Raw genomic sequence first — 24,446 nt, 5'->3', positions numbered from 1 at the left:
GGGTTCCCGTTCAGAACAGCAGGGAGGCCATCCGGCGGCGATACTGGCCGACTAGGTCCTCGTCGGAGATCACATTGAAGGCGTCGATCAGGGCCTTGCGCGGCAGTCCTTCCTCGAAGGCGCGGTCGATCCGCAGCATTTCCAGGAACTGGGCGAGTGCGGCTTCATCGTGGCCACCCAGCAGCAGCTGCACGCCGCGCAGGTGACGGGCCTTGAGGTCCTTGCCATCGGCGGCGATGCGCGCGTCCAGCACGTCAGCGGCCGGGGCGTCCTTCAGCGCGGCGGCGAATGACAGGCGGGCACGGGCGCGTACGGCACGGTCGTCGGTGGCGAGGTTGGCGGGCAGGCCGTCGATCAGCGTGCCGGCTTCGTCCACGCCGCCGATCTGCAGCAGGGCCAGGGCCAGGTCGAGCTTCAGCTCATCCTTGTCCGGCTCGGCGGCGATCTGTGCGCGCAGCACATCCACCTGTGCCTGCGGGTCCAGCGGAGCCTCGTCCTCGGCAGCGGCGTCGCCGATGTCGGCCGGCACGATGCCATGCTGGGCCAGGAATTCACGCAGCTGACCTTCCGGGATCGCCCCCGGGAAGCCATCCACCAGCTGGCCGCCCTTGACCAGGAATACGGTCGGCACCGAGCGGATCTGGAAGGCCGCAGCGATCTGCTGTTCGGCGTCGACGTCGACCTTGGCCAGCTCGAAGGCGCCGTTGTATTCGGCTGCCAGCTTTTCCAGCATCGGGCCGAGGGTCTTGCACGGCCCGCACCAGGTGGCCCAGAAGTCGACCAGCACCGGCGTCTGCAGCGACTTCTGCAGGACTTCGGCCTCGAAGGTCGCAGTGGTAGCGTCGAATACGTAGGTCGTCTCGGTCATGGCGGGAAGCATCGTTTGGCGTCTGGAGACCGATTCTATGGTGACGATCGATGCCGGTCTCAACCCGGGTTGTAGTAAATGCCTGACAATGCCGCCTTCCTGTCGCCGTCCTTTCCGGAGCCTGCATGTCGTCCCTGTCCCCGTTGCTGCGCCTGTCCGGTCTGGTCGCCGCACTGCTGTTCGTGCTGGCGGTGCTCGGTTTCGGCGCCGGCCTGGATGGCTACGCACAGGCTCGCCACCCGGTGGCGCTGCTGGGTGCACAGGGGGTGCCGCATGCGCTGGCCTTCAATCTGCTGGGCTTCGTGCTGCCGGGCCTGCTGGCGGTGGTTGTGGCCGAGTGCCTGCGCCGTGGGCTGCCGGCAACCGCCGGCTGGGCGCCGCGGGTGGGCAGCCAGATGCTGCTGCTGGCCGGGTTGGCGTTCGCCGCGATGGGGCTGCTGCCGCTGGATGTGGATGACCTGCACGGGCCGGCCAGCCAGCTGCACGCCAGCGCCTGGATGATCTGGGTGCTGGGTTTCGTTGCCGGGACCCTGCTGCTGGGCACGTCGCAGTTGCGCCAGACGCATGGCCGCGCGCTGGGCGCAGTGGCGCTCGCCTGTGGCGTACTGGCCGCGCTGGCGGCGTTTGCCCCGCAGGGCGTGTTGGCGGCGCCGCTGGCACAACGGCTTGCGTTCGCCTGCTGGACGGCCTGGCTGGCCCTGGCCCTGCCGTTGTCGCGGCCGCGCTGAGACCGGCCTCGGGCGCTCGCAGAGCCTGCCTTCAGCGGGCGGGATTGGAGACGTTTGCCGCACTGCGGTACGCTGTACCGCTTTGCCGCCGCATCCGCGTGTTCCATGACCAGCGCTGAAACCAACGCCTACGACCCGCAGCAGGTTGAATCCGCCGCCCAGCAGTACTGGGACGCCACCCGTGCCTTCGAAGTCGACGAGACTTCGGACAAGCCGAAGTACTACTGCCTGTCGATGCTTCCGTACCCGTCCGGTGCGCTGCACATGGGCCACGTGCGCAATTACACGATCGGCGACGTGATCAGCCGCTACAAGCGCATGACCGGCCACAACGTGCTGCAGCCGATGGGCTGGGACGCGTTCGGCCTGCCGGCGGAAAACGCCGCGATCAAGAACAAGACCGCACCGGCGGCCTGGACCTACAAGAACATCGAGCACATGCGTGGCCAGTTCAAGGCCATGGGCTATGCCGTTGACTGGTCGCGCGAGTTCGCCACATGCCGCCCGGACTACTACGTCCACGAGCAGCGCATGTTCACCCGCCTGATGCGCAAGGGCCTGGCCTACCGCCGCAATGCGGTGGTGAACTGGGACCCGGTCGACCAGACCGTGCTGGCCAACGAGCAGGTGATTGACGGCCGCGGCTGGCGCTCCGGCGCCCTGGTCGAGAAGCGCGAGATCCCGCAGTGGTTCCTGCGCATCACCGATTACGCCCAGGAACTGCTGGACGGCCTGGACGAGCTGGACGGCTGGCCGGATTCGGTCAAGACCATGCAGCGCAACTGGATCGGCCGGTCCGAGGGCCTGGAAATCCAGTTCGACGTACGTGACGTTGACGGCGGCGTGCTGGATCCGCTGCGCGTGTTCACCACCCGTCCGGATACCGTGATGGGCGTGACCTTCGTGTCGATCGCCGCCGAACATCCGCTGGCGCTGCATGCGGCGAAGAACAACCCGGAACTGGCCGCGATGCTGGCCGACCTGAAGCAGGGGGGCGTGTCCGAGGCGGAACTGGAAACCCAGGAAAAGCGCGGCATGGACACCGGCCTGCGTGCGTTGCATCCGGTCACCGGCGAGCCGGTGCCGGTCTGGGTCGCCAACTTCGTGCTGATGGGCTACGGCACCGGCGCGGTGATGGCTGTGCCGGGTCATGACCAGCGCGACAACGAAGTGGCCAACAAGTACGGCCTGCCGATCAAGCAGGTGATCGCGCTGAAGGATGCGCGCACCGAAGAAGAGCGCACCTGGGATGGCAGCCGCTGGCAGGACTGGTACAGCGACAAGAGCCGTGCCTTCGAGCTGGTCAACTCGGCCGAGTTCGATGGCCTGGATTTCCAGGGCGCCTTCGAAGCCCTGGCCGAACGATTCGAGCGCAAGGCCCAGGGCCAGCGTCGCGTCAACTACCGCCTGCGCGACTGGGGCGTGAGCCGCCAGCGCTACTGGGGCTGCCCGATTCCGGTGATCTACTGCGCCAAGTGCGGTGCGGTGCCGGTGCCGGAAGAACAGCTGCCGGTGGTGCTGCCGGAGGACGTGGCATTCTCGGGTACCGGTTCGCCGATCAAGACCGATCCGGAATGGCGCAAGACCACCTGCCCGGACTGCGGCGGCGCGGCCGAGCGCGAGACCGACACCTTCGACACCTTCATGGAGTCGAGCTGGTACTACGCCCGCTACACCTCGCCGGGTGCCCGTGACGCTGTCGACAAGCGCGGCAACTACTGGCTGCCGGTGGACCAGTACATCGGTGGCATCGAGCACGCGATCCTGCACCTGATGTATTTCCGCTTCTATCACAAGCTGCTGCGCGACGCGCGGATGGTGGACAGCAACGAACCGGCGCGCAACCTGCTGTGCCAGGGCATGGTGATTGCCGAGACCTACTACCGTCCGAACCCGGATGGCTCGAAGGACTGGATCAACCCGGCCGATGTGGAAGTGCAGCGCGACGAGCGCGGCCGCATCACCGGCGCGACCCTGATCGCCGACGGCCAGCCGGTGGTGGTCGGTGGCACCGAGAAGATGTCCAAGTCGAAGAACAACGGCGTGGACCCGCAGGCGATGGTCGACAAGTACGGCGCCGACACCGTGCGCCTGTTCTCGATGTTCGCCGCGCCGCCGGAACAGTCGCTGGAGTGGAACGAAGCAGGCGTGGATGGCATGGCCCGCTTCCTGCGCCGCCTGTGGGCCCAGGTGCAGAAGCATGCTGCCGATGGCGCCGCTCCGGCGCTGGACGTTGCAGCACTGGATGCCAACCAGAAGGCACTGCGCCGCAAGACCCACGAGACCATTGGCAAGGTCGGTGACGACTATGGCCGCCGCCACAGCTTCAACACCGCCATTGCCGCGGTGATGGAACTGATGAACGCGCTGGCCAAGTTCGAGGACGGCAGTGCACAGGGGCGCGCGGTGCGCCAGGAAGCGCTGCAGGCCATCGTGCTGCTGCTCAACCCGATCACCCCGCACGCCAGCCATGCCCTGTGGCAGGTGCTGGGCCATGGCGAGACCCTGCTGGAAGACCAGCCGTTCCCGCAGGCCGATGCCGGTGCGTTGGTGCGCGACGCGCTGACCCTGGCCGTGCAGGTCAACGGCAAGCTGCGTGGCACCATCGACGTGGCGGCCGACGCCGCGCGCGAGCAGGTCGAGGCGCTGGCCCTGGCCGAGCCCAACGCGGCCAAGTTCATGGAAGGCCTGACGGTGCGCAAGATCATCATCGTGCCAGGCAAGATCGTGAACATCGTCGCCGCCTGATGTACCCCGTACCGGCCACCCGCGTGGTGGCCGGTACCCTTCCGGTGCAGGGCCCGGCGTTTGATGGCCCTGCATTCACGCGGCTTCGGGCACGCTGTGTGTTGCCGTGATCGCCCGGCTCCGCCAGACTGTCTCCATGACCCGAATCCTGCTTGCCCTCGTTCTTGTCCTCGGCCTTGCCGGCTGCGGTTTCCATCTGCGCAACAAGCTGATGCTGCCGACCGACACGGCGCCGGTGAAGGTGGTTTCCACTGCGCCGTACAGCGAACTGGTCAAGCTGCTCAACCGCAGCCTGCTGGCCTCCGGCGCCAGGCTGGCCGATGAGGACAGCAAGGAGCCCAGCGCCCAGCTGCAGGTACTGTCCGAGCGCTGGGGCGACCTGCCGATCGCCATCGACTCGCAGGGCCGTGCGCAGGAATACAGCCTGCGCTACGCGGTGATCTTCATCTTCCGTCGCGAAGACGGCAGCGAACTGGTGCCGCAGCAGGTGATCGAGCTGTCGCGCGACTACGTGTCGCCGCCGACCGACGCCACCGGCACTACCACCGAACGTGAAATCCTGGCCAATGAACTGCGCCGGGAAATGTCCGCCTCGATCATCCGCCGCATCGACAGCGTGGTGCGTGCCGAGATCGAGAAGGGCGGCAGCCTGTCGGCGCCGAAGGACAAGCCGATCGAAGGCGCGGTACCGGCCGAGCCGGTCCCCGCAGCCAAGCACTGAGCCGCGCGCATGGAACTGCGTCCGGAGCAGCTGGCCAGCCAGGGCGCTGATACCGCGCTGGCGCCGGTCTACCTGATTGCCGGCCCGGAAACCCTGCGCGTGCTGGAGGCGGCCGACGCCATCCGCGCGCGTGCGCGCGCCTCGGGCATTGGCGAACGTGAAGTGTTCGACGCCGATGGGCGTGATTTCGACTGGAACCAGCTCGACGCCAGTTTCAATGCCCCCAGCCTGTTCAGCGCCCGTCGCCTGGTCGAGGTGCGCCTGCCCAGCGGCAAGCCGGGCAAGGACGGTGCCGAGGTGATCAGCCAGTTCTGCGCCAATCCGGCGCCGGACGTGGTGTTGATGATCACCGCCAACGAATGGAGCAAGGCGCACCAGGGCAAGTGGGCCGAAGCGGTCAACCGCATCGGCGTGCTGTCGGTGGCGTGGGCGATCAAGCCGCATGAACTGCCGGACTGGATCGAGCGCCGCCTGCGTGGCAAGGGCCTGCGCGCGGACCCGGCCGCCGTGCAGCGCCTGGCCGAGCGGGTGGAAGGCAACCTGCTGGCTGCCGCCCAGGAAATCGACAAGCTGGCGCTGTTGGCCGATGGCCAGCCGCTGGATGTGGAGCGCATGGAGTCGCTGGTGGCCGACGCCGCCCGCTACGACGTGTTCCGGCTGGTGGAGGCGACATTCTCCGGGCAACCGCCGGCGGTGCTGCGCATGCTGGCCGGCCTGCGAGGCGAGGGTGAGGCGGTGGCTGCGTTGATGCCGATGGTCATCCGCGAGCTGTTGGCCGGTGCTGGCCTGGCCCGGGTGCAGGCCCGTGGTGGCAACCTGGCCGCCGAAATGAAATCGCGCGGCATCTGGGAATCGCGGCAGGCACCGTACAAGCGTGCGCTGCAGCGGCATCCGGAAAGCAAGCGCTGGGAGCGCTTCGTGGCTGAAGCGGGACTGGTCGACCGTATCGCCAAGGGGCGGGCCGACGGCGATGCCTGGCTGGCGCTGGAGCGCCTGCTGGTGGCTGTGGCCGAATCGCGTGCCGTGCGCCTGCTGGCGCGGGCCTGAGCAATGAGCCTGCGGATCTACTACGGGGGCACCTTTGATCCGGTGCACCTCGGGCACCTGGCGATCGCGCGGGCTGCCCGTGACGAACTGCAGGTTGCCGTGCGCATGCTGCCGGCCGCCGATCCGCCGCACCGTGCCGTGCCCGGCGCCACGGCCGAGCAGCGCTGCACCATGCTGTCGCTGGCCCTCGGCGACGAACCGGGCCTGCTGCTGGACCGGCGCGAGCTGGAACGCGCGGCGCGTTTCCCCGGTCGGCCGTCCTACACCGTGGACACCCTGCGCGAGCTGCGCGGCGAGCTGGGGCCGAGCCGGCCGCTGGCCTGGCTGGTCGGCGCCGACAGCCTGCTTGGCCTGTCCAGCTGGCACGAATGGGAGGCGTTGTTCGGGCTGGCTCATTTCGTGGTGGCGGAGCGCCCGGGTAGTCCGTTGCAGGCCGCGGTGGATGGCGAGCTGGGCCGGGCGCTGGAAGGGCGTTGGGCCGACACCGAGCAGGCCCTGTTCGCCAGCCCGGCCGGGCGCATCCTGCGCCTGCACCACCCGCTGCGCGAGGAATCGGCCAGCGCCGTGCGCTCGCAGATCGCCGCCGGCGGCCCCTGGCGCGCCCTGCTGCCACCCGGCGTGGCGGACTATGTGGCTGCACACGGGCTGTACCGCCCGGCCAGGCCGTGAATGGCGCAGCGGCGCCATCCCCGTATAATCGCCCCCACGTTTATCGAGTCGATCCACTTTGAGCAACCAGACCCAGCCCCAGACCATCAAGGTCGATCTGCCCAGCCCGCCGCCGTCCGTGCCGGAACTGCTGGCCAGCGTCCGCCAAGCCACCGAAGACCTGAAGGCCAAGGACCTGGTCGAGATCGACGTGCGCGGCCGGTCCAGCGTTGCCGACTACATGATCGTCGTTTCGGGCACTTCGACCCGCCACGTCAAGTCGATTGCCGATGAAGTCGTGCGCTTCGCCAAGAACATCGACGTGATGCCGCTGGGTGTTGAAGGCGAGCGCGAAGCTGAGTGGGTGCTGGTCGACCTGGGCGACGTGATCGTCCATGTGATGCTGCCGCGCGTGCGTGAGTTCTACGCCCTCGAACGCCTGTGGACCGTTGGCGACCAGCCGCCGTCCAGCGACGACGAAGTGGCCTGAGCCGCGCGTTGATGCATCCCTTCGACGGCGCCGATGGCGCCGTCGACGTTTTGGAGGACCGCTGATGAAAGCCCGCCTGATCGCCACCGGTGAACGCGCCCCCAGCTGGGTGGCGCAGGGCTTCGCCGAGTACCAGAAGCGGCTGTCGCACTGGCTGCCGTTCGAACTGGTGGAAATCGAGCCCGGCCTGCGCGGCAAGGGGCGTGATCCGCGCCGCGCCACCGAAGATGAAGGCAGGCGGGTCATCGCTGCGCTGCCGAAGAACGCCTATGTGGTGGCACTGGATGTGCCCGGCCGCCAGCTCAGTTCGGAACAACTGGCACAACGGCTGGAGCATTGGCGCGGGCAGGGAAGGGACCTGGCGTTCCTGATCGGTGGCCCGGAAGGGCATTCGCCTGAGGTGTCCGCGCTGGCCGATGAGAAGTGGTCGATCGGCCCGCTGACGCTGCCGCACATGCTGGTGCGCCTTGTGGTGGCCGAGCAGCTGTATCGGGCTGCCGCAATGATTGCCAATCACCCCTACCATCGCGCGTGAAGAGTGGTTATACTAGTCGTCTGCCCGAATAGCTCAGCCGGTTAGAGCACTTGACTGTTAATCAGGGGGTCGTTGGTTCGAGTCCAACTTCGGGCGCCACCTTGAAAAACCTGCATCGCAAGATGCAGGTTTTTTTTTGCGTCTTTGTAGAGTCGAGGTTGCGCGACCGTTGTTGTGGAGCCGGGCCATGCTCGGCTGCTGCGGATGAACCAGCCGAGCGTGGGCTCGGGTCTACAGCGTGAGATTGCCTCGCCAGAACGCCACCAACGTGGCGATCGCCACGATCAGGACCGCAGCGAACAGCACCCACTCCCAACGCGTGAATACCTGATCGCCGCGTTGGCGCCGGGTCAGTGCGAACAGCACCACACCGGGCACGTACAGCAATACCGACAGCAGCAGTTTGTCCAGGCCACCCGCATACACCAGCCACAGCGCATACGCACTGGCCAGCAGTGCCACTCCGAAATCACGCCAGCGTATGCGCGGTTCGCCAACGTAGGCCTGCCCGCGCCAGGCCAGCTGTACGCCGAATGCCGTGGACAGGAAGTAAGGCACCAGGCTCATCGACGCGGCCAGCAGTACCAGCCCGGTATAGCTGCCGGAATTGACCAGCACCAGCAGCAGGAACAACTGGATCAGCCCGTTGCTCAACCACAGTGCATTGGCCGGGACGCCGCGCGCGTTCTCACGCCCCAGGAAGGCCGGCATGGTGCCGTCACCTGCAGCGGCATAGAGCACTTCGGCACACAGCAGCACCCAGGCCAGCAATGCACCGAGAACGGAGATGATCGAACCGATGATGATCACCGTCGCGCCCCATTCGCCGACAATGGCGCGCAGCACATAGGCCATCGACGGATTGGGCAGTCCGGCCAGTTCCGCCTGCGACAGCACGCCCATCGACAACAGGCTGACCAGCACCAGCAGCAGCCACACGCCGAGGAAGCCGATCACCGTGGCGCGACCCACGTCGGCACGGCGTGCAGCGCGCCGCGAGTAGATGCTGGCGCCCTCGATGCCAATGAACACCCACACGGTCACCAGCATCATGCCGCGCAGCTGCTGGCCGAGGTCGCCGAGTGCAGGCGCGCCGAGGAAATCGGCGCGGAACACGTCCATGCGGAACGCGCCGGCGGCCAGGACCAGGAACAGGGCTATCGGCAGCAGCTTGGCCACTGTCACCAGGCCGTTCACGATGGCTGCAGTGCGCAGGCCACGCAGCACCAACAGGTGCACGGTCCACAACAGCAATGACGATGCGGCCACGGCGGCCGGGGTATTGCCTTCGCCGAACACGGGCATGAAGTGGCCCAGGCCACTGAAGATCAGCACGAAGAAGCTGGCGTTGCCGAGCACCGAGGCAACCCAGTAGCCCCACGCAGCGGAGAAGCCGATGTAGTTGCCGAAGCCTTCGCGCGCGTAGGCGTAGATGCCGGTATCGAGATCAGGCCGGCGGTTGGCCAGTGCCTGGAATACGAAGGCCAGCATCAGCATACCCGCGCCGCTCAGGGCCCAGCCGATCAGCGCGGCGGCCGGGCCGGCGCTGCGCGCCACGTTCTGCGGCAATGAAAAGATGCCGGCGCCGACCATCGAGCCGACCACCAGTGCAGTCAACGCGGGCAGGCCCAAGCGTTGCGAAGTTGCGGCCATGCAGATCCCCTGCGGCGGTGATGCCGCGTGCACACGGTAGCCCTGTGCCCGTGAACATGCCTGCAAGGGGCGGAACGAACAAGGCCCGGGCAGCTGCCCGGGCCTTCGAAGTTGCTGCGTTGAAGTGTATTGCCTGTATTACTTGAAGGTGTACTTGGCACCGACGGTGAAGTAGCGACCGATGGCACCACTGAAGTGCAGCGGGTTGTAGTTGACACCGCCGTAGGTAGTCGGGTCGAGCGGCGCGATGCGGTCGAATACGTTCTGTACCGAGGCATTCAGTTCAAACGCCTCGGTGATGTTCCAGCGACCGGACAGGTCGAAGGTGGTGAACGAGGAGATCTTGGTGACGTCGGTGCCGTCGGCGTAGGCGAACTGATACGAGCCGTCCGGACCACGGAAGTCCTTATTGTCCATCTTCGAGATGTAGTTGGCGACGCCGCTTACGCTCCAGGGGCCCTGGCGCCAGGTGGTGCCGAAGTTGATGCGGTCCTTCGGCGTACCGATGCAGTTGGTCACATCGCAGTTGCCGTGGGTGCCTGCATAGTCGAAGGTTTCATCCGCGTCGGTGCGCTCGTACTTCAGCACGTGGCTCCACTGCAGGTCCATTTCCAGCTGACCCGGGCCGATATCGAAGGTCTGGCGGATATCGGTGTCGATGCCGCGAACCCGCGTGGACGCCGCATTGATGTAGGCGGTGTTGACCGCCAGGATGCTGCCCGTGCCCGCGATGCCGTTGATCAGGTCGATGTCGCGCAGCACATTGCCGGCGGCGATGGCGTCGGCGGTGGAGCCCTGCGCGATCTCATTGGTACGCTTGATCTGCCACGCGTCGACGGTCAGCGACGTGCTGGACGTCGGCTGCAGGACAATACCCACCGAGTAGCTCTTGGACTCTTCCGGCTTCAGATCCTTGTTGGGGCGGGTGATGATCGCTACCGGACGCGAGCTGCAGTTGGTGCCGACATCGGCTGCCGGGCTGGCGGCGCAGCGGACCGGGTCACGGGCGTTGGAGAACGCGGCCAAGCCACCATCACCGTTTTCGGCCGGGTTCGGCGCGCGGAAGCCTTCGGCGTAGCTGGCGCGCAGGGCGATCCAGTCGGCCGGGGTGAACTTCACGCCCAGCTTCGGTGTGGCCTTGCCTTCACCGCTTTCGTACTTGTCGTAACGCACGGCGGCCGACAGTTCCAGCGATTCCAGCACCGGCGCAGACAGTTCGACGTAGCCGGCGTACACGTTCTGGGTACCGTCATAGGCCGAATAGCCCAGGCCGATGATGTCACCCTGGTCGGTGTAGGTCTGCGGAGTCAGGCTGTTGCTGGTCTTGCGCCATTCGGTACCCATGGCCAGGCCGAGCGGGCCGCCCTTCAGATCCATCAGGCTGCGCGAGATGGTGAAGTCGAACATGTCCAGACTGGACTTGGCTCGGGCACTGATGGTGGGCGAGATGTAGTCGTACAGTGCCTGCGAATTCAGGCTGGCGTTGTCACCAATGCGCCACACGCCGCCGGCGCAGGTCGGGTTGCCCAGTGCGCACTGCACGGCGCTGTAGCGCAGGAAGCCGGTACGCTTGTTGACCAGATCGGTGCCCGAATGCAGGTAGGCGGTGTCATAGCTCCACTCGCCCCAGTTACCCTTCACGCCCACCAGGAAGCGATTGAACTCATTGGTGTTGTTGGTCACGCGAGGACCGACATCCCAGGCGGAGTAACGCAGGCGCGAGGCTTGGCCGGGAATCGGGTTGTCCGGGTGGGTGGGCGAGAGCACCACTGCGCCCGCGCCGCTGCTGGCATTGCGCGGACCTTCTGGATAGCCCCAGCTGCCGGACACGCCGGACGGCGTGTTGCTGAAGGTCGTTTCTTTCTTCGAATAGCCGATCTCGGTGTACACCTCGCCGCCTTCACCGAAGGCGAAGCTGGCGCGGCCGAACACGTTGACGTACTTCTCCTCGGGGGTGAGGTCGCGGTACAACTGGTTCGGATCCCACAGGCAGCCCTGCGCCGCCACCGTAGCATCGGTCTGCCCGGGAATGGTGGTCAGGCCCTGGCAGCCGGGCAGCGGAACCAGCTGCGCGGAGGTGCCCGCCGGGACGCGATCATCGAAGACCGAGCCGTTGGGGCCGACGCCGCCAGCGGTGCGGCCGTTGAGGTAGGCGCCGCCCAGGAACTGGGCATTGTTGCCATAGCCCCACTGACGGATGTCACCGGTGCCGATCCACTTGCGGTTCTTGCGGTCGCTGATCTTGATCGCGTCGGTCTTGCCGACATCCAGGCTGAAGAAGGCATTCCAGCCGTCGGTGGCCAGATCGCCGGTACCGGCGGTCAGGGTCGCCTTCTTCGCGTCGCCATCGCTGTCGCCGGACAGACCGTAAGAGGCGCGAAGGATCGCGCCCTGGAAATCGCTGCGCAGGATGATGTTGACCACGCCGGCGATGGCGTCGGAACCATAGATTGCCGAGGCGCCGTCCTTCAGCACTTCCACGCGTTCAACGGCGTCGAGCGGGATGGTGCTCAGGTCGGTGAAGACCTTCTGGCCGTCATCGGCCAGGCCGTAGGTGGCCATGCGGCGGCCATTCAACAGCACAAGGGTCGAGCCGGCACCGAGGCCACGCAGCGAAATGCCGGCGCCACCGCCGGCGAAGCCGTTGCCGAAGGTCTTGGGAATGGAGCCGGAACCGTCGGCGGTCAGTGTCTGCAGGTACTCGGCAACCGTGGTTTTGCCCGTACGGTCGATTTCCTGGCGGGTCACCACCTGCACCGGGGACGGTGTTTCAGTGTTGGTGCGCGGGATGTTCGAGCCGGTGACCGTGATGCGGTCGAGGTTGGTGGCCTTTTCCTGCTCCTGCGCGAAAGCGGAGGTGGAAGCCACGGCGCCAACCAGCAGCAGAGTGCCGCCGGTAAGGATATGGGTGATGGAAGATGCCAGGGTGGTGCGGCGGCGGCTGGCGGGCCGTTGGATCAGGTGTTTCACAGCTTCTCTCCTAACTGGAAAACCGTAGCGTTGAGGGCTGTCTCCGGAAGATGCCGGGACGGGCCAATCTAGGTTTCCTGCAGGTGACGAAGCAGTGAAATTTTGCTTAATTCGTAACGCTTGCCCGGTAACTTTGCCGAGTCTGTCTTTTCGAGTGTGAAGGCCGGCCCGGCAAGGCGCCGGACCGGCCCGGAACAATCAGTCCGGCAGTGAGAACTGCACCGGCACCATGCCGATGGCCGGCACGGCCACGCCATCACGCTGGGCCGGCTCGAAGCGCCAGCGCCTGAGCACCTGCTGGCGTGCGGCCTGGTCCAGGCTGCGCGAGCCACTGCTGCGCTCGATGCTGACCACCGCCGGCTGCCCTTGGGAGTCCACCTCTACCCGCAACAGCACCGTACCCTGCTCGCGGTTACGCAGTGCCGCCAGCGGGTAGGCCGGCGGCGGGGCGCTGCGGTACTGCAGCTGGGCGCCGGCCAGAGGCGTGGAGGTATCGATGCTCGGTGCCAGCTGGGGCGGGGCCGGTTCGGCCGCCGGCAGTGCGATGCCCTGGGTCTCCTCCACGGTCGCGGTGGGTGCAGGCAGTGGCGGTGCTATCGGCTGCGTCCGGGGTTTCGGCACCACCTGGACGATCTCTTTCGGCGGGATCGGAACCGGCGGCGTGGGCGGTGGCGGGATCTTCTCGATCAGCCTGACCGCAGTCTTGTCACGTGGGACCTGCACAGCCTGGTAGGTCGCCGGGATCAGCAGCAACAGGAAGGCCAGCAGATGCAGGGCGATGGCCGCGCTCCAGGCGGCAACGCGGGCGGGGTCGAAATGCGGGGATGCAACGGGATACGTACGAACCATGGTCCACCTCCATGCCAGTGACGAAGTCCTCAACGCACCAGGGCCCGTGGCGGGGTTGCCGCACGCGGCTGGCAGTCCATCAGTAGCGCGACATGGCGGCCACTGCCTAGAGGCAGGGGCGGCATCGTTGGGCTGGCCTTCAGCCAATGCCGGTTGCAGGCATGAAAAAGGCGGAGCCCCTGCGGGATCCGCCTTTGTCGGCAATGGCGAACGGGATCAGCGACCCAGTTCGAACACCACGTCCAGGTTGACCGAGACGGTCGATTCACCCGGTGCGACCGGGGTGGCCTTGTCCATCGCCGCGCCGGCCGACATGGCCCGCATCATCGGCATCGGGCGGTAGCCGCCGCCGGCGTTCTCGGAAATGCTGACGATGCGGCGCACCTGCAGGCCCAGCGACTTCGCATAGGTCTGGGCGCGGGCCTGGGCCTTCTTCAGTGCAGCCAGGCGGGCTTCGTCGTAGACCGGTTCCGGCTGGTCGATCTCGAAGCTGGGGCCGTTGATCTGGTTGGCGCCCTGCGCAGCCAGTGCATCCAGCACCTTGCCCAGCTTGGCGATGTCACGCACCTTCAGGCTGACCGTGTTGCTGGCCTGGTAGCCGGTGATCTTCGGTGCTTCGTTGTCGGCATAGCGGTACTGCGGGTTGAGGCTGACGCCACTGGTCTGCACGTCGCGCTCGGCGATGCCGGCGGCCTTGATCGCGGCCAGTACCTTGTCCATCTGCTGGGCGTTCTGGCGCATGGCGCTGTTGCCATCGGCAGCCTGGGTGACCACGCCGGCCGACAGGGTGGCCACGTCCGGCACGCGGGTCGCCTCGGCATTGGCCGAGATGTTCAGCAGGGTGCCTTCGGCCGGGGCGGCGATCGACGGCGACGACGGGGCAGCATGGGCGGTCATCGAGGTTCCAAGGGCGAGGGACAGGGCGAGCAGCAGCGGGGTGGCGGTCAGGCGCATGGAGAACTCCTTGTTGTGCCGTTGAGGGTGGTGTCGTAGCGATGAACGCGCTGTGAGCCCGTTCGGGGTTGCGCACGTTCCGGGACGGGTTGCCGACGATTCAGGTGGCGGCCTCAGGTTATGCTGTGCCGATGCTCTATCTTGCTTCCCGCTCCCCCCGACGCAACCAGCTGCTGGCCCGACTCGGACGCCCTTTCCAGGCCTTGGACCTGGAGGTCGTCGAGCAGCGCGCGCCCGCTGAAAGCGCCGAACAGTATGTCTGCCGGGTCGCCGCCGACAAGGCGCGCGCCGGGCTGGCCCGGGTGCTGGCCGATGACCCGCAGGCGCGCGTGCTCGGCTCGGACACCGAGGTGGTGCTGGAGGGCGACGTGTTCGGAAAGCCCACTGACGCCGCCGATGCGCGGGCGATGCTGGCGCGCCTTGCCGGGCGTACCCATCAGGTGATGACCGCCGTGGTGGTGGTCGGCGCGGACGGGCTGGACAGCGAACTGGTCATTTCCGAAGTGACCTTCGCCCCGATCGACGCTGCCGACATCGCCGCCTACGTGGCCACCGGCGAGCCGCTGGACAAGGCCGGGGCCTACGCCATCCAGGGCGGGGCCGAGCGCTGGATCGAACATCTTTCCGGCAGCTACTCCGGCGTCATGGGGCTGCCATTGCTGCATACCGATCGTCTGCTGGCGCGCTGCGGCGTGCCGGCCACAACTGCCGATGCCGCCAGGGAGGCTGCCGATGTCTGAGGAAATCCTGGTCAATGTGACCCCGCGCGAAACCCGGGTCGCGGTGATCGAGAACGGCATGCTGCAGGAACTGCACATCGAGCGCGGTTGGCGCCGGGGTGTGGTCGGCAACATCTACAAGGGCAAGGTGCAGCGGGTCATGCCTGGCATGCAGGCGGCCTTCGTCGAAGTCGGGCTGGAGCGTGCCGCGTTCCTGCACGCCAACGACGTGGTGCGGCCGGCGCCGGTGGCCAGTGCCGATACCGAGAACACCACGCTGCCGCCGCCGTCCAGCGTGCCGATCGTCGAGCTGCTGCGCGACGGCCAGGACATCGTGGTGCAGGTGGTGAAGGACCCGATCGGCACCAAGGGCGCACGCCTGACCACCCAGATCAGCATTCCCTCGCGCTACATGGTGCTGCTGCCGCAATCCAAGGTCGTGGGCGTTTCCGCACGCATCGAGGATGAGACCGAACGCGCCCGCCTGAAGGCGCTGGTGACCGAACTGTCGGCGCAGCACGGGGGCTACGGCTACATCGTGCGTACCAATGCCGAGGGCCAGCCGGCCGAGGCCATCGCCGAGGACATCGCCTACCTGTCGCGCGTTTGGAACGTGGTCGAGCGTCGTGGCCGCGAAGCGGCTTCGTGCAGCAACATCTATGAAGACCTGAGCCTGCCGCTGCGATCGGTACGTGACCTGATCCGCAAGGACGTTGACAAGGTGAAGGTGGACTCCAAGGAGACCTTCGCGCAGTTGCAGGCCTTTGTTGCCAAGTACATGCCGGTGCTGGCCGAGAAGATCGAGCTGTACAGCGGTGATCGCCCGATCTTCGACATGTTCGGGGTGGAGGACGAGATCGGCCGCGCGCTGGACAAGCAGGTGCCGCTGAAATCCGGTGGCTACCTGGTGATCGACCAGACCGAGGCGATGACCACCATCGACGTCAACACCGGTTCGTTCCTCGGCCAGCGCAACCTGGAAGAGACGGTGTTCCGCACCAATCTGGAAGCGGCACAGGCGGTGGCACGGCAGCTGCGGCTGCGCAACCTGGGCGGCATCATCATCATCGATTTCATCGACATGGACGATGCCGAGCATCGCCGCCAGGTGCTGCGCACCCTGGAGAAGGCGCTGGCCCGCGACCATGCCAAGACCACCGTGTACGACTTCTCGCCGCTGGGCCTGGTGGAGATGACCCGCAAGCGCACGGTGGAAAGCCTGGAGCGCCAGCTGTCGGAGACCTGCCCGCAGTGCAGCGGCCGCGGCAGCATCAAGACCACCGAGACGGTGACCTACGAGATCTTCCGCGAGATCACCCGTGCGGTGCGCCAGTTCGATGCCGCGCGCCTACTGGTGATCGCGTCGACCAAGGTGGTCGCGCGCATCACCGACGAGGAATCCGCGGCGGTGGCCGAGCTGGAGGAATTCCTCGGCAAGAGCATCCGCTTCCAGGCGGACGAGCAGTACCTGCAGGAGCAATTCGATGTCGTTCTGCTCTGATCCTCGCCGGCCGCAGGCCGGCGGTGGCCGATGAGCGCGCCGCCGCGCCTGCGACTGCGAAGGATCCGCCGTCATTTCATTGCCGCCTGCGCGGTGGGCCTGGTCGGGCTTGCACTGCTGGTGGGCAGCTTCAGCCAGCTGCTGCCGCTGGCCGAGCGCCATCCCGACAGGATTGCCGCCTGGCTGAGCGAGCGTGCTGGCCAGCCGGTGCGTTTCGACCAGCTGCAGACGGCCTGGACCCGGCGTGGTCCGCTGCTGCAGTTCAAGGGGCTGCGCATCGGCGCCGGCCAGGGCCTGGCGATCGGCGAGGCCGAGGTGCTGGTATCGATGTACAGCGGCCTGTTGCCTGGCCGGTCGCTGACCGAGCTGCGCCTGCGTGGCCTGGCGCTCGACCTGCAGCAGGGCGAGGACGGTCGCTGGTCGGTACGCGGCCTGCCGCATGCCGCCAATGGCGGGGACCCGCTGGATGCGCTGCGCCGGCTGGGCGAACTGCAGGTGATCGGAGGCCGCCTGGGCGTGCATGCGCCGGGGCTGGGGATCGACACCACGCTGCCACGCATCGATGTGCGCCTGCGGGTCAATGGCGACCGCCTGCGTGTAGGCGTGCGTGCCTGGGCCCAGACCGAAGCGCTGCCGTTGACGGCGGTGCTGGACGTGGACCGCGTGCGCGGCAACGGCCAGGCCTGGCTGGGCGCCGATCCGGTCGATTTCCATGCCTGGTCGCCGCTGCTGGCGGCCGGCGGTGTGCGCCTGCGCGAAGGCAAGGGCGAACTCAACCTGTGGCTGGCCCTGCGCGATTTCGCGCCGGTGGCGGTGACCACCGATTCGGACCTGCGTGATGTCCGCATCGATGGCGCACCGATGCCCTCGATGGCGGCTCCGCAGCTGCAGCTGCAGCGGTTGCAGGCACGCCTGCGCTGGCAGCGCCAGGCCGATGGCTGGGCGTTGCAGGTGCCGCGCCTGCGCCTGAAAACCGAAGAGGGCGAGCAGCAGCTCGATGGCCTGCAGCTGCAGCTTGGCAAGCAGCTGCGGGTCCGTTCTGGCGAAGTGCAGGCCGGCACCGCGTTGCGTGCGCTGGCCCTTAGCGATCGTCTTGAACCGGGCCTGCGTCGCTGGCTGTTCCTGTCCAGGCCGCAGCTGGATGTGCGCGAGTTGCAGCTGGCGGGCGAACGCGAGGGCCCGCTGTGGGCGCAGGGCGAACTGCAGTCGCTGGGCTTCGCCAGCGTGGGCAATTCACCCGGCCTGCGCGGCCTGGGCGGGCGCTTCGAAGGCGACGCGGATGGCTTCAGCCTGCAGTTGCAGCCGCAACGCCAGCTGCAGTTCGATTGGCCGACCGGCTTTGGTGTGCGTCATGACCTGCATCTGGCGGGCCAGGTGGTGGGCTGGCGCGACGAGGGCGGTGGTTGGCGTATCGGTACTGCGGCGATGCGCGTGGAAGGCACCGACTATGCGGCCGACGTGCGCGGTGGTGTCTGGTTCCAGGGCGACGGTACGCGGCCGTGGCTGCAGCTGGCTGCCAAGCTGGACGACGTGCCGATGACCGCGGCCAAGCGCTTCTGGATCCACTCCAAGATGAGCAAGGGCGCCACCGACTGGCTGGACATGGCGCTGGCCGGAGGCCAGGTGCGCAATGGCATCGGCCTGGTCAGTGGCGACCTGGACGACTGGCCGTTCGACAACAACGATGGCCGCTTCGAGGCCACCGGCCATATCACCAACGGTGACATCCGTTTCCAGCACGATTGGCCGTTGATGAGCCAGGTCGACGCCGATATCGCCTTCATCGGCCCCGGCTTCGACATGCACGGGCGCGGCGACCTGGCCGGTGTGGCGGTGCAGAAGTTCGAGGCGGGCATTCCGGATTTCGGGCAGCAGCCGCTGTATGTACGCGCCGATGCGCAGAGCGAGGCGGGCAAGCTGCTGGCGATGCTGCGGCAGAGCCCGCTGCACAAGGATTATGGCGACACCCTGGACAACCTCACCGCTGCTGGCCCGGCGCATGTGACCTTCGATCTGCTGCAGCCACTGCACCACGATGAAGGTGGCGGCCACCTGCAGGGGACGGTTGATCTGGCCGGCGTCAAGCTGGTCGACAAGCGCTTCCAGCTCGCCTTCGACAACATGCAGGGGCAGGCGCGCTACAGCAATGGCGGTTTCGATGCCGAGGCACTTTCGGTGCGCCACCTCGGCCAGGACGGTCGCCTGAGTCTGCGTGCCGGTGGCTACGTGCACGACAGCAGACTGGCATTCGAATCGCAGCTGTCGGCCACGCTGGATGCTGGCGTGCTGATCGACCGCGCACCGGAGATGGCCTGGCTCAAGCCCTACATCACCGGAACCTCGCCGTGGACCATCGCGGTCAACCTGCCCAAGGTCGCTCCGGGGGCGCCTGCGCCGCCCAGCGAGCTGCGGTTGAGCTCCGATCTGGTCGGGACCCGGCTGGACCTGCCGGCGCCGCTGGACAAACCGGCTGCCGAGCCGTTGGCGACCACTGTGGCTGCACAGCTGCCGATGGGGGCCGGCCGCATCGACGTGGCGTTCGGCCAGCGCCTGGCGCTGGCCGCACGCAGCCACAACAACCAGACCGGCGTGCAGGTGACGCTGGGCAGCGACCATGTCGACCGCGAGCCGCCACCGAGCGGCTTGACCGTCAATGGCCGCAGTCCGACCCTGGACGCCCTGGAGTGGATCAGCCTGGCGCGTGGTGGCAGTGATGACGACGCCATGCCGCTGCGTGCGGTGGACGTGCAGGTCGGCCAGTTGAAGCTGATCGGTGGCGTGTTCGAGCAGACCCGGTTGCAGCTGCGCCCGGGCGCGCAGGCACTGGATGTGCGCCTGGACGGCCCGTCGCTGGCCGGGCGCCTGACCGTCCCCAATGCAGACGGCGGCACCATCAGCGGCCAGCTCGACCGCGTGCACTGGCAATCCCTGCCGGCGGCCCCGGGTGCACCGGCCGCATCGGCACGGGTACAGGCCGGTGCCAACGACATGGACCCGGCCAAGCTGCCGCCGTTCGCGCTGGACATCGCCGACCTGAAGTTCGGCAAGGTGGTGCTGGGCCAGGCGGTACTGCGTACGCGGCCGCTGGCCAATGGCCTGAACGTGGACGAGCTGCGCTTCCGTGCGCCCGACCAGGAGATCGACATCAGCGGTCGCTGGCTGGGCCGCACCGGTGGTGGCCGCACCGAGCTGACCGCACAGGTGCGCAGCGAGGACCTGGGCGGACTGATGCAGAACCTCGACTACGGCGGCCAGTTGCGTGGCGGTTCCGGCCAGGCGCAGCTGCAAGCCACGTGGAGTGGGGGGCCGTCGGACTTCCAGCTGGGCAACCTGCAGGGCCGCCTGGACCTGCACGCGCGCAACGGCCAGCTGCTGGAGCTGGAACCGGGCGCCGGCCGGGTGCTGGGCCTGCTCAGTGTCACCCAGCTGCCGCGGCGCCTGATGTTCGACTTCCGCGACTTCTTCTCCAAGGGCTTCGCGTTCAACCAGATCGACGGCAGCATGCAGTTCGGCCAGGGCATGGCACGTACCGACAAAGTGCTGATCGAAGGCCCGGCAGCCAACATCACCATCCGCGGCCAGGCCGACCTGCGCAACCAGCAGTTCGACCAGACCATCGACGTCAACCCGCGTGCAGGCAATCTGCTGACCGTGGTGGGTGCGGTCGCCGGTGGCCCGGTGGGGGCGGCGCTGGGCGCGGCCACCAATGCGGTATTGTCCAAGCCATTGGGCGAGATTGGCGCCCGTACCTACAAGGTGACCGGTCCATGGAAGGAACCGAAGGTGGAAGTGATCGAGCGCAGCCGCGACAAGGCTCCGCCACCCGTACCGGCACCGGCGCCGGCCATTCCGCCGACCGTCACCGGCCTGCCGCGCTCGCGTTGAGCGCGGCTTTCCTGTTCACGGGGCTTGCCTGAGCGCCCCCGCATCCCCAGATCGAGAACCATGACTGATATCGCCCTGACGCTTGCCCAAGACCGCCTGCTGCGCCCCGGCGGCCTGGATACCGCTGGCCTGGAGCGCACCTTCGGCCAGCTGCTCGGCCCCGGTGTGGACTTCGGCGACCTTTATTTCCAGCATGCCCGCCGCGAGAGCTGGAGCGTGGAGGACGGCATCGTCAAGGACGGCGCCCATTCCATCGAACAAGGCGTGGGCGTGCGCGCCATCGCCGGCGAGAAGACCGGCTTCGCCTATTCCGATGACATCCATGCCGATGCGCTGCTGACCGCCGCGCAGTCGGCGCGTGCGATCTCGCGTGAAGGTGGCGCCCAGTCCGGGCGGTCGCTGCTGCGCGGCAACGCGCGCGCGCTGTATCCGGCGCTGGACCCGATCGATGGCATCGGCAACGAGGCCAAGGTCGAGGTGCTCAAGCGCCTGGATGGCTACCTGCGTGCCGCCGACCCGCGCGTGAAGCAGGTGATGGTCAGCCTGTCCGGCGGCGTCGACACGGTACTGATCGCCCGCAGCGACGGTGTGCTGGGCGCTGACGTGCGCCCGCTGGTGCGCCTGAACGTGCAGGTGATCGTCGAGCACAACGGCCGCCGCGAGTCCGGCTATGCCGGTGGTGGTGGCCGCTACGGGTACGAGGAACTGTTCGCCGACGGCCGCCCCGAGGCCTTTGCCCGCGAGGCGCTGCGCCAGGCGCTGGTGAACCTGGACGCCGTTCCGGCACCGGCCGGGGTGATGCCGGTGGTGCTTGGTCCGGGCTGGCCCGGCGTGCTGCTGCATGAAGCGGTCGGCCATGGCCTGGAAGGCGACTTCAACCGCAAGGGCACCAGCGTCTACGCGGGCCGTATCGGCGAGCGCGTTGCCGCCCCGGGCGTGACCATCGTCGATGACGGCACGCTGGACGGACGCCGTGGTTCGTTGAACATCGACGACGAGGGCCATCCGACCCAGTGCACCACCTTGATCGAGGACGGCATCCTGGTGGGATACATGCAGGACAGTCTCAACGCACGGCTGATGGGCATGGCGCCGACCGGCAACGGCCGCCGTGAATCGTTCGCGCACCTGACCATGCCGCGCATGACCAACACCTACATGCGCGCCGGCCAGCACGACCCACAGGAAATGATCCGTTCGGTGAAGAAGGGCCTGTACGCAGTCAACTTCGGTGGCGGCCAGGTCGACATCACCAGCGGCAAGTACGTGTTCTCGGCCACCGAGGCCTACCTGATCGAGGATGGCCGCATCACCGCGCCGGTGAAGGGTGCGACGCTGATCGGCAACGGTCCGGAAACCATGCAGAAGGTGCGCATGGTCGGCAACGATCTGGCCCTGGACGAGGGCGTGGGCATCTGTGGCAAGGACGGGCAGAGCGTGCCCGTGGGTGTCGGCCAGCCCTCGCTGCTGATCGAGGGCATCACCGTCGGCGGTACCCAGGCCTGAGCCGGGCGATGGCCAGCGCCACCGCCCCGACCGACGCGGACTCAGTCCTCGTCGGCTTCGTCGCTGTCGACGGGGTCGGCGTCTTCGGCGCTGGCCTTCAGGCCCAGCGCCGCCGGAAGCATCAGCGCGCGCAGCACCTGGTAGATCTCGCGGTAGGCGCGCGGCGGCTTGTTCTTCGCTTTCTCGGCCTGCGCGTTGCGCACCAGCGTGCGCAGCTGCTGGCGGTCGGCCTGCGGGTAGTCGTCCAGCAGGGCGGCCAGCGCCTTGTCACCTTCGGCCAGCAGGCGCTCGCGCCAGTCTTCCACGCGGTGCATCATCGCCACTTCGCGGCGGCCGGTTTCGCTGTTGGCGTCCAGCGCATCGCGGATCGCATCCAGCGTGGCGTCTTCTTCGCGGCGCATGTGCTTGGCCAGGAACGCCAGCTGGCGCTTGTGGGCGATGTGGGCGGTGATGCGCTTGCACTCGGCAATATGCGGCAGCAGGTCTTCCGGGATCGGCAGGCGTGCCAGCTGGGCCGGGGTCAACGACACCAGCTTCTCGCCCAGGGCCAGGACGTCGAGCGCGTCGCGCCGGTTCTGGCTGCGGCTCTTGTCGTGGAATTCACCGGTTTCTTCGTCGCGTCCGCGCATCGTTCCTACCTGATTTCAAAAAAAGTCGCCCGGCGTGATGCCGGGCCCAACCCGTACAGGATAAAGCATTGAACGTGATCGCCCCTGAAGTCGCTGTCGGCGACGACAGCCTGGCCCGGCTGGAACGGCTGGCCGACCTCTCCCAGCAGCTGCTCGACCGCGCCCGTGCGCTGGGTGCCAGCCAGGCTGAGGTCAGCTGCAGCGAGGATCGTGGCCTGGAGGTCAATGTCCGCCTTGGCGAGGTGGAGACCGTGCAGTCCACCCGTGACCGCGGTATCGCCGTCACCGTCTATTTCGGCCAACGCAAGGGCAGCGCCAGCACCGGCGACCTGAACGAGGCCAGCCTTGCCGCCACGGTCGAGCAGGCCTGTGCGATCGCCCGGCACACCGAAGATGACCCGGCTGCCGGCCTGGCCGAGGCCGCGCTGATGGCCACCGATTTCCCGGATCTGGATGCCTGGCACCCCTGGGCGCTGCAGGCCGACGAGGCGGTGGACCTGGCCCTGGCGTGCGAGAACGCAGGCCGTGAGGCCGATGCGCAGATCCGCAATTCCGACGGCGCCTCGGTGTCGAGCATGCAGAGCCTGTCGGTGTACGCCAATTCGCATGGCTTTTTCGGCCGTGAGCGTGGCACCCATCATTCGGTGGGCTGTGCGCTGATCGCCGGCCAGGGCGATGGCATGCAGCGCGATGGCTGGTACACCAGCGCGCTGGCCCGGGAGGATCTGGAAGAGGTGGGCCTGGTCGGTCGTCGTGCTGCCGAGCGCACCGTCGCCCGCCTGCAGCCTCGTTCGATGGCCACCGGCAGCATGCCGGTGCTGTTCGCCCCGGAAGTGGCGCGCAGCCTGGTTGGCCACCTGCTGTCGGCGGTGTCCGGCGGTGCGCTGTACCGCCAGGCCAGCTTCCTGCTGGACAGCGTTGGCCGGCAGCTGTTCCCGGACTGGATGCAGATCGAGGAACTGCCCCACCTGCGCCGTGGCCTGCGCTCGGCCGCCTTCGACGGTGACGGCGTGGCCACGCGTGCTTCGGCCCTGGTCCGCGACGGTGTGCTGCAGCGCTATGTGCTGGGCAGCTACTCGGCACGCAAGCTGGGCCTGCAGACCACCGCCAATGCGGGTGGCGTGCACAACCTGCAGTTGGCCGCCAACGCGGGCTCCCTGCAGGACATCGCCCGGCAGATGGGCGATGGCCTGCTGGTGACCGAACTGATGGGGCAGGGCGTGAACGGGGTGACCGGCGACTACTCGCGCGGTGCCGGCGGCTTCCGCGTCGAGAATGGCGAGATCCAGTATCCGGTGGATGGCATCACCATCGCCGGCAACCTGCGCGAGATGTTCAGCAGCATCGAAGCGGTGGGCAGTGATGTTGACCCGCGCTCGCACATCCGCACCGGCTCGATCCTGGTGGGGCGGATGACCATTGCCGGTAATGATTGATGGCGTCGATGGCGTAAGCTATGCCCGCCTGACGCAGCCAGCTTGGTGCTGGTGGGTCAAGACCACCCAATGAAAAGGAGTTTTGTCGTGAGCGAATTCGATAACGTCCCGCCGCCGCCGGCGACCACCGAGGCCCCGGCCGACCAGCGCACCATGGCCCTGGCTGCCCACCTGCTGGGCATCTTCACCTGGTTCATCGGCCCGCTGATCATCTGGCTGATCAACAAGGACGACGCCAGCAAGGCCTTCGTCACCGACCAGGCCAAGGAAGCGCTGAACTTCCAGATCACCATCACCATCGCAATGCTGATCTGCATCGTGCTGATGATCGTGATCATCGGCGGCATCCTGGCCCCGATCGTCGGCATCCTGAACCTGGTGTTCTGCATCATCGCCGCGGTCAAGGCCAACAACGGCGAAGCCTATCGCTACCCGTTCGCGCTGCGCCTGATCAAGTAAGACCGGCTGCATGCGGAACTGAAAACGCCCGGCATTGCCGGGCGTTTTTGCTTGGCGGTAGCGCCGGGCCATGCCCGGCGAGCGCCCAGCGCGGCAGCAT

The 24,446-nt window shown here is 67.4% G+C and carries 19 protein-coding genes and 1 tRNA gene; 14 read left to right on the top strand and 6 right to left on the bottom strand.

What is annotated here, in order from left to right; all coding sequences use genetic code 11:
- Positions 1 to 10: 10 nt before the first annotated feature.
- On the bottom strand, positions 11 to 868 hold the full coding sequence (gene trxA / locus V3B46_RS03715) for a thioredoxin (RefSeq protein WP_164171392.1): 858 nt from the start codon (positions 866 to 868) through the stop codon (positions 11 to 13).
- A 125-nt stretch (positions 869 to 993) separates the two neighbouring features.
- On the opposite strand from trxA, the gene V3B46_RS03710 reads away from it, so the two are divergent.
- The 8 genes from V3B46_RS03710 to V3B46_RS03675 all read left to right on the top strand — a co-directional run bounded on the left by V3B46_RS03710 (position 994) and on the right by V3B46_RS03675 (position 7,884).
- Positions 994 to 1,596 carry a DUF998 domain-containing protein gene (locus tag V3B46_RS03710; protein WP_154353093.1) on the top strand — a complete coding sequence of 201 codons (603 nt, stop codon included), beginning with the start codon at positions 994 to 996 and terminating at the stop codon, positions 1,594 to 1,596.
- Positions 1,597 to 1,701: 105 nt separating this feature from the next.
- The gene (leuS, locus tag V3B46_RS03705) at positions 1,702 to 4,344 is read left to right on the top strand and encodes a leucine--tRNA ligase (protein ID WP_032128983.1); all 2,643 of its coding nucleotides are present in this window, start codon (positions 1,702 to 1,704) and stop codon (positions 4,342 to 4,344) included.
- 136 nt (positions 4,345 to 4,480) lie between these two features.
- A complete protein-coding gene (locus V3B46_RS03700) occupies positions 4,481 to 5,065 on the top strand; it encodes an LPS-assembly lipoprotein LptE (RefSeq protein WP_032128984.1) in 585 nt (194 codons plus the stop codon).
- 9 nt (positions 5,066 to 5,074) lie between these two features.
- Positions 5,075 to 6,112 (top strand): DNA polymerase III subunit delta, encoded by a 1,038-nt coding sequence (gene holA / locus V3B46_RS03695; RefSeq protein ID WP_154353091.1) that lies wholly within the window; start codon positions 5,075 to 5,077, stop codon positions 6,110 to 6,112.
- Positions 6,113 to 6,115: 3 nt separating this feature from the next.
- Complete coding sequence (gene nadD, locus V3B46_RS03690) at positions 6,116 to 6,781, top strand: nicotinate-nucleotide adenylyltransferase (protein WP_154353090.1); 666 nt, start codon at positions 6,116 to 6,118, stop codon at positions 6,779 to 6,781.
- Positions 6,782 to 6,839: 58 nt separating this feature from the next.
- On the top strand, positions 6,840 to 7,250 hold the full coding sequence (gene rsfS / locus V3B46_RS03685; protein ID WP_005418109.1) for a ribosome silencing factor: 411 nt from the start codon (positions 6,840 to 6,842) through the stop codon (positions 7,248 to 7,250).
- A gap of 64 nt (positions 7,251 to 7,314) precedes the next feature.
- Positions 7,315 to 7,785 (top strand): 23S rRNA (pseudouridine(1915)-N(3))-methyltransferase RlmH, encoded by a 471-nt coding sequence (rlmH, locus tag V3B46_RS03680; RefSeq protein ID WP_019662111.1) that lies wholly within the window; start codon positions 7,315 to 7,317, stop codon positions 7,783 to 7,785.
- Positions 7,786 to 7,807: 22 nt separating this feature from the next.
- Positions 7,808 to 7,884: transfer RNA gene (locus tag V3B46_RS03675), tRNA-Asn, on the top strand.
- 132 nt (positions 7,885 to 8,016) lie between these two features.
- Here the strand turns inward: V3B46_RS03675 and V3B46_RS03670 are convergent.
- The 4 genes from V3B46_RS03670 to V3B46_RS03655 all read right to left on the bottom strand — a co-directional run bounded on the left by V3B46_RS03670 (position 8,017) and on the right by V3B46_RS03655 (position 14,211).
- Positions 8,017 to 9,438: a basic amino acid/polyamine antiporter gene (locus V3B46_RS03670; protein WP_329891159.1), complete on the bottom strand. Its 1,422-nt coding sequence runs from the start codon at positions 9,436 to 9,438 to the stop codon at positions 8,017 to 8,019.
- 138 nt (positions 9,439 to 9,576) lie between these two features.
- On the bottom strand, positions 9,577 to 12,408 hold the full coding sequence (locus V3B46_RS03665; RefSeq protein WP_164171391.1) for a TonB-dependent receptor: 2,832 nt from the start codon (positions 12,406 to 12,408) through the stop codon (positions 9,577 to 9,579).
- 198 nt (positions 12,409 to 12,606) lie between these two features.
- On the bottom strand, positions 12,607 to 13,257 hold the full coding sequence (locus V3B46_RS03660; protein ID WP_329891158.1) for an energy transducer TonB: 651 nt from the start codon (positions 13,255 to 13,257) through the stop codon (positions 12,607 to 12,609).
- A gap of 216 nt (positions 13,258 to 13,473) precedes the next feature.
- A complete protein-coding gene (locus tag V3B46_RS03655) occupies positions 13,474 to 14,211 on the bottom strand; it encodes an SIMPL domain-containing protein (protein ID WP_006382138.1) in 738 nt (245 codons plus the stop codon).
- Positions 14,212 to 14,342: 131 nt separating this feature from the next.
- Between V3B46_RS03655 and V3B46_RS03650 the strand changes: the two genes are divergently transcribed.
- From V3B46_RS03650 to tldD, 4 genes are read left to right on the top strand one after another with little or no spacing between them, the layout of a single operon-like run.
- A complete protein-coding gene (locus tag V3B46_RS03650) occupies positions 14,343 to 14,951 on the top strand; it encodes a Maf family nucleotide pyrophosphatase (protein WP_154353086.1) in 609 nt (202 codons plus the stop codon).
- Complete coding sequence (gene rng, locus V3B46_RS03645; RefSeq protein WP_010482960.1) at positions 14,944 to 16,431, top strand: ribonuclease G; 1,488 nt, start codon at positions 14,944 to 14,946, stop codon at positions 16,429 to 16,431. The genes V3B46_RS03650 and rng overlap by 8 nt, the downstream gene beginning before the upstream one ends.
- A gap of 30 nt (positions 16,432 to 16,461) precedes the next feature.
- Positions 16,462 to 20,316 (top strand): YhdP family protein, encoded by a 3,855-nt coding sequence (locus V3B46_RS03640; protein ID WP_329891157.1) that lies wholly within the window; start codon positions 16,462 to 16,464, stop codon positions 20,314 to 20,316.
- A gap of 60 nt (positions 20,317 to 20,376) precedes the next feature.
- A complete protein-coding gene (gene tldD / locus V3B46_RS03635; protein WP_154353084.1) occupies positions 20,377 to 21,822 on the top strand; it encodes a metalloprotease TldD in 1,446 nt (481 codons plus the stop codon).
- Between the two features lie 41 nt (positions 21,823 to 21,863).
- On the opposite strand, the gene yjgA is transcribed toward tldD, so the two are convergent.
- Positions 21,864 to 22,451: a ribosome biogenesis factor YjgA gene (gene yjgA / locus V3B46_RS03630; RefSeq protein WP_154353083.1), complete on the bottom strand. Its 588-nt coding sequence runs from the start codon at positions 22,449 to 22,451 to the stop codon at positions 21,864 to 21,866.
- Positions 22,452 to 22,519: 68 nt separating this feature from the next.
- On the opposite strand from yjgA, the gene pmbA reads away from it, so the two are divergent.
- Complete coding sequence (gene pmbA / locus V3B46_RS03625) at positions 22,520 to 23,887, top strand: metalloprotease PmbA (protein WP_329891156.1); 1,368 nt, start codon at positions 22,520 to 22,522, stop codon at positions 23,885 to 23,887.
- Between the two features lie 87 nt (positions 23,888 to 23,974).
- Positions 23,975 to 24,346 carry a DUF4870 domain-containing protein gene (locus V3B46_RS03620; RefSeq protein WP_329891155.1) on the top strand — a complete coding sequence of 124 codons (372 nt, stop codon included), beginning with the start codon at positions 23,975 to 23,977 and terminating at the stop codon, positions 24,344 to 24,346.
- The last annotated feature ends 100 nt before the right edge of the window (positions 24,347 to 24,446 follow it).

Origin of the sequence: Stenotrophomonas sp. SMYL11, assembly GCF_036320005.1 — a bacterium.
GTDB lineage: Bacteria > Pseudomonadota > Gammaproteobacteria > Xanthomonadales > Xanthomonadaceae > Stenotrophomonas > Stenotrophomonas maltophilia_A.
Note: the sequence above shows the minus strand (reverse complement) of the source record. Positions and strands in the feature narration are given on the sequence as shown.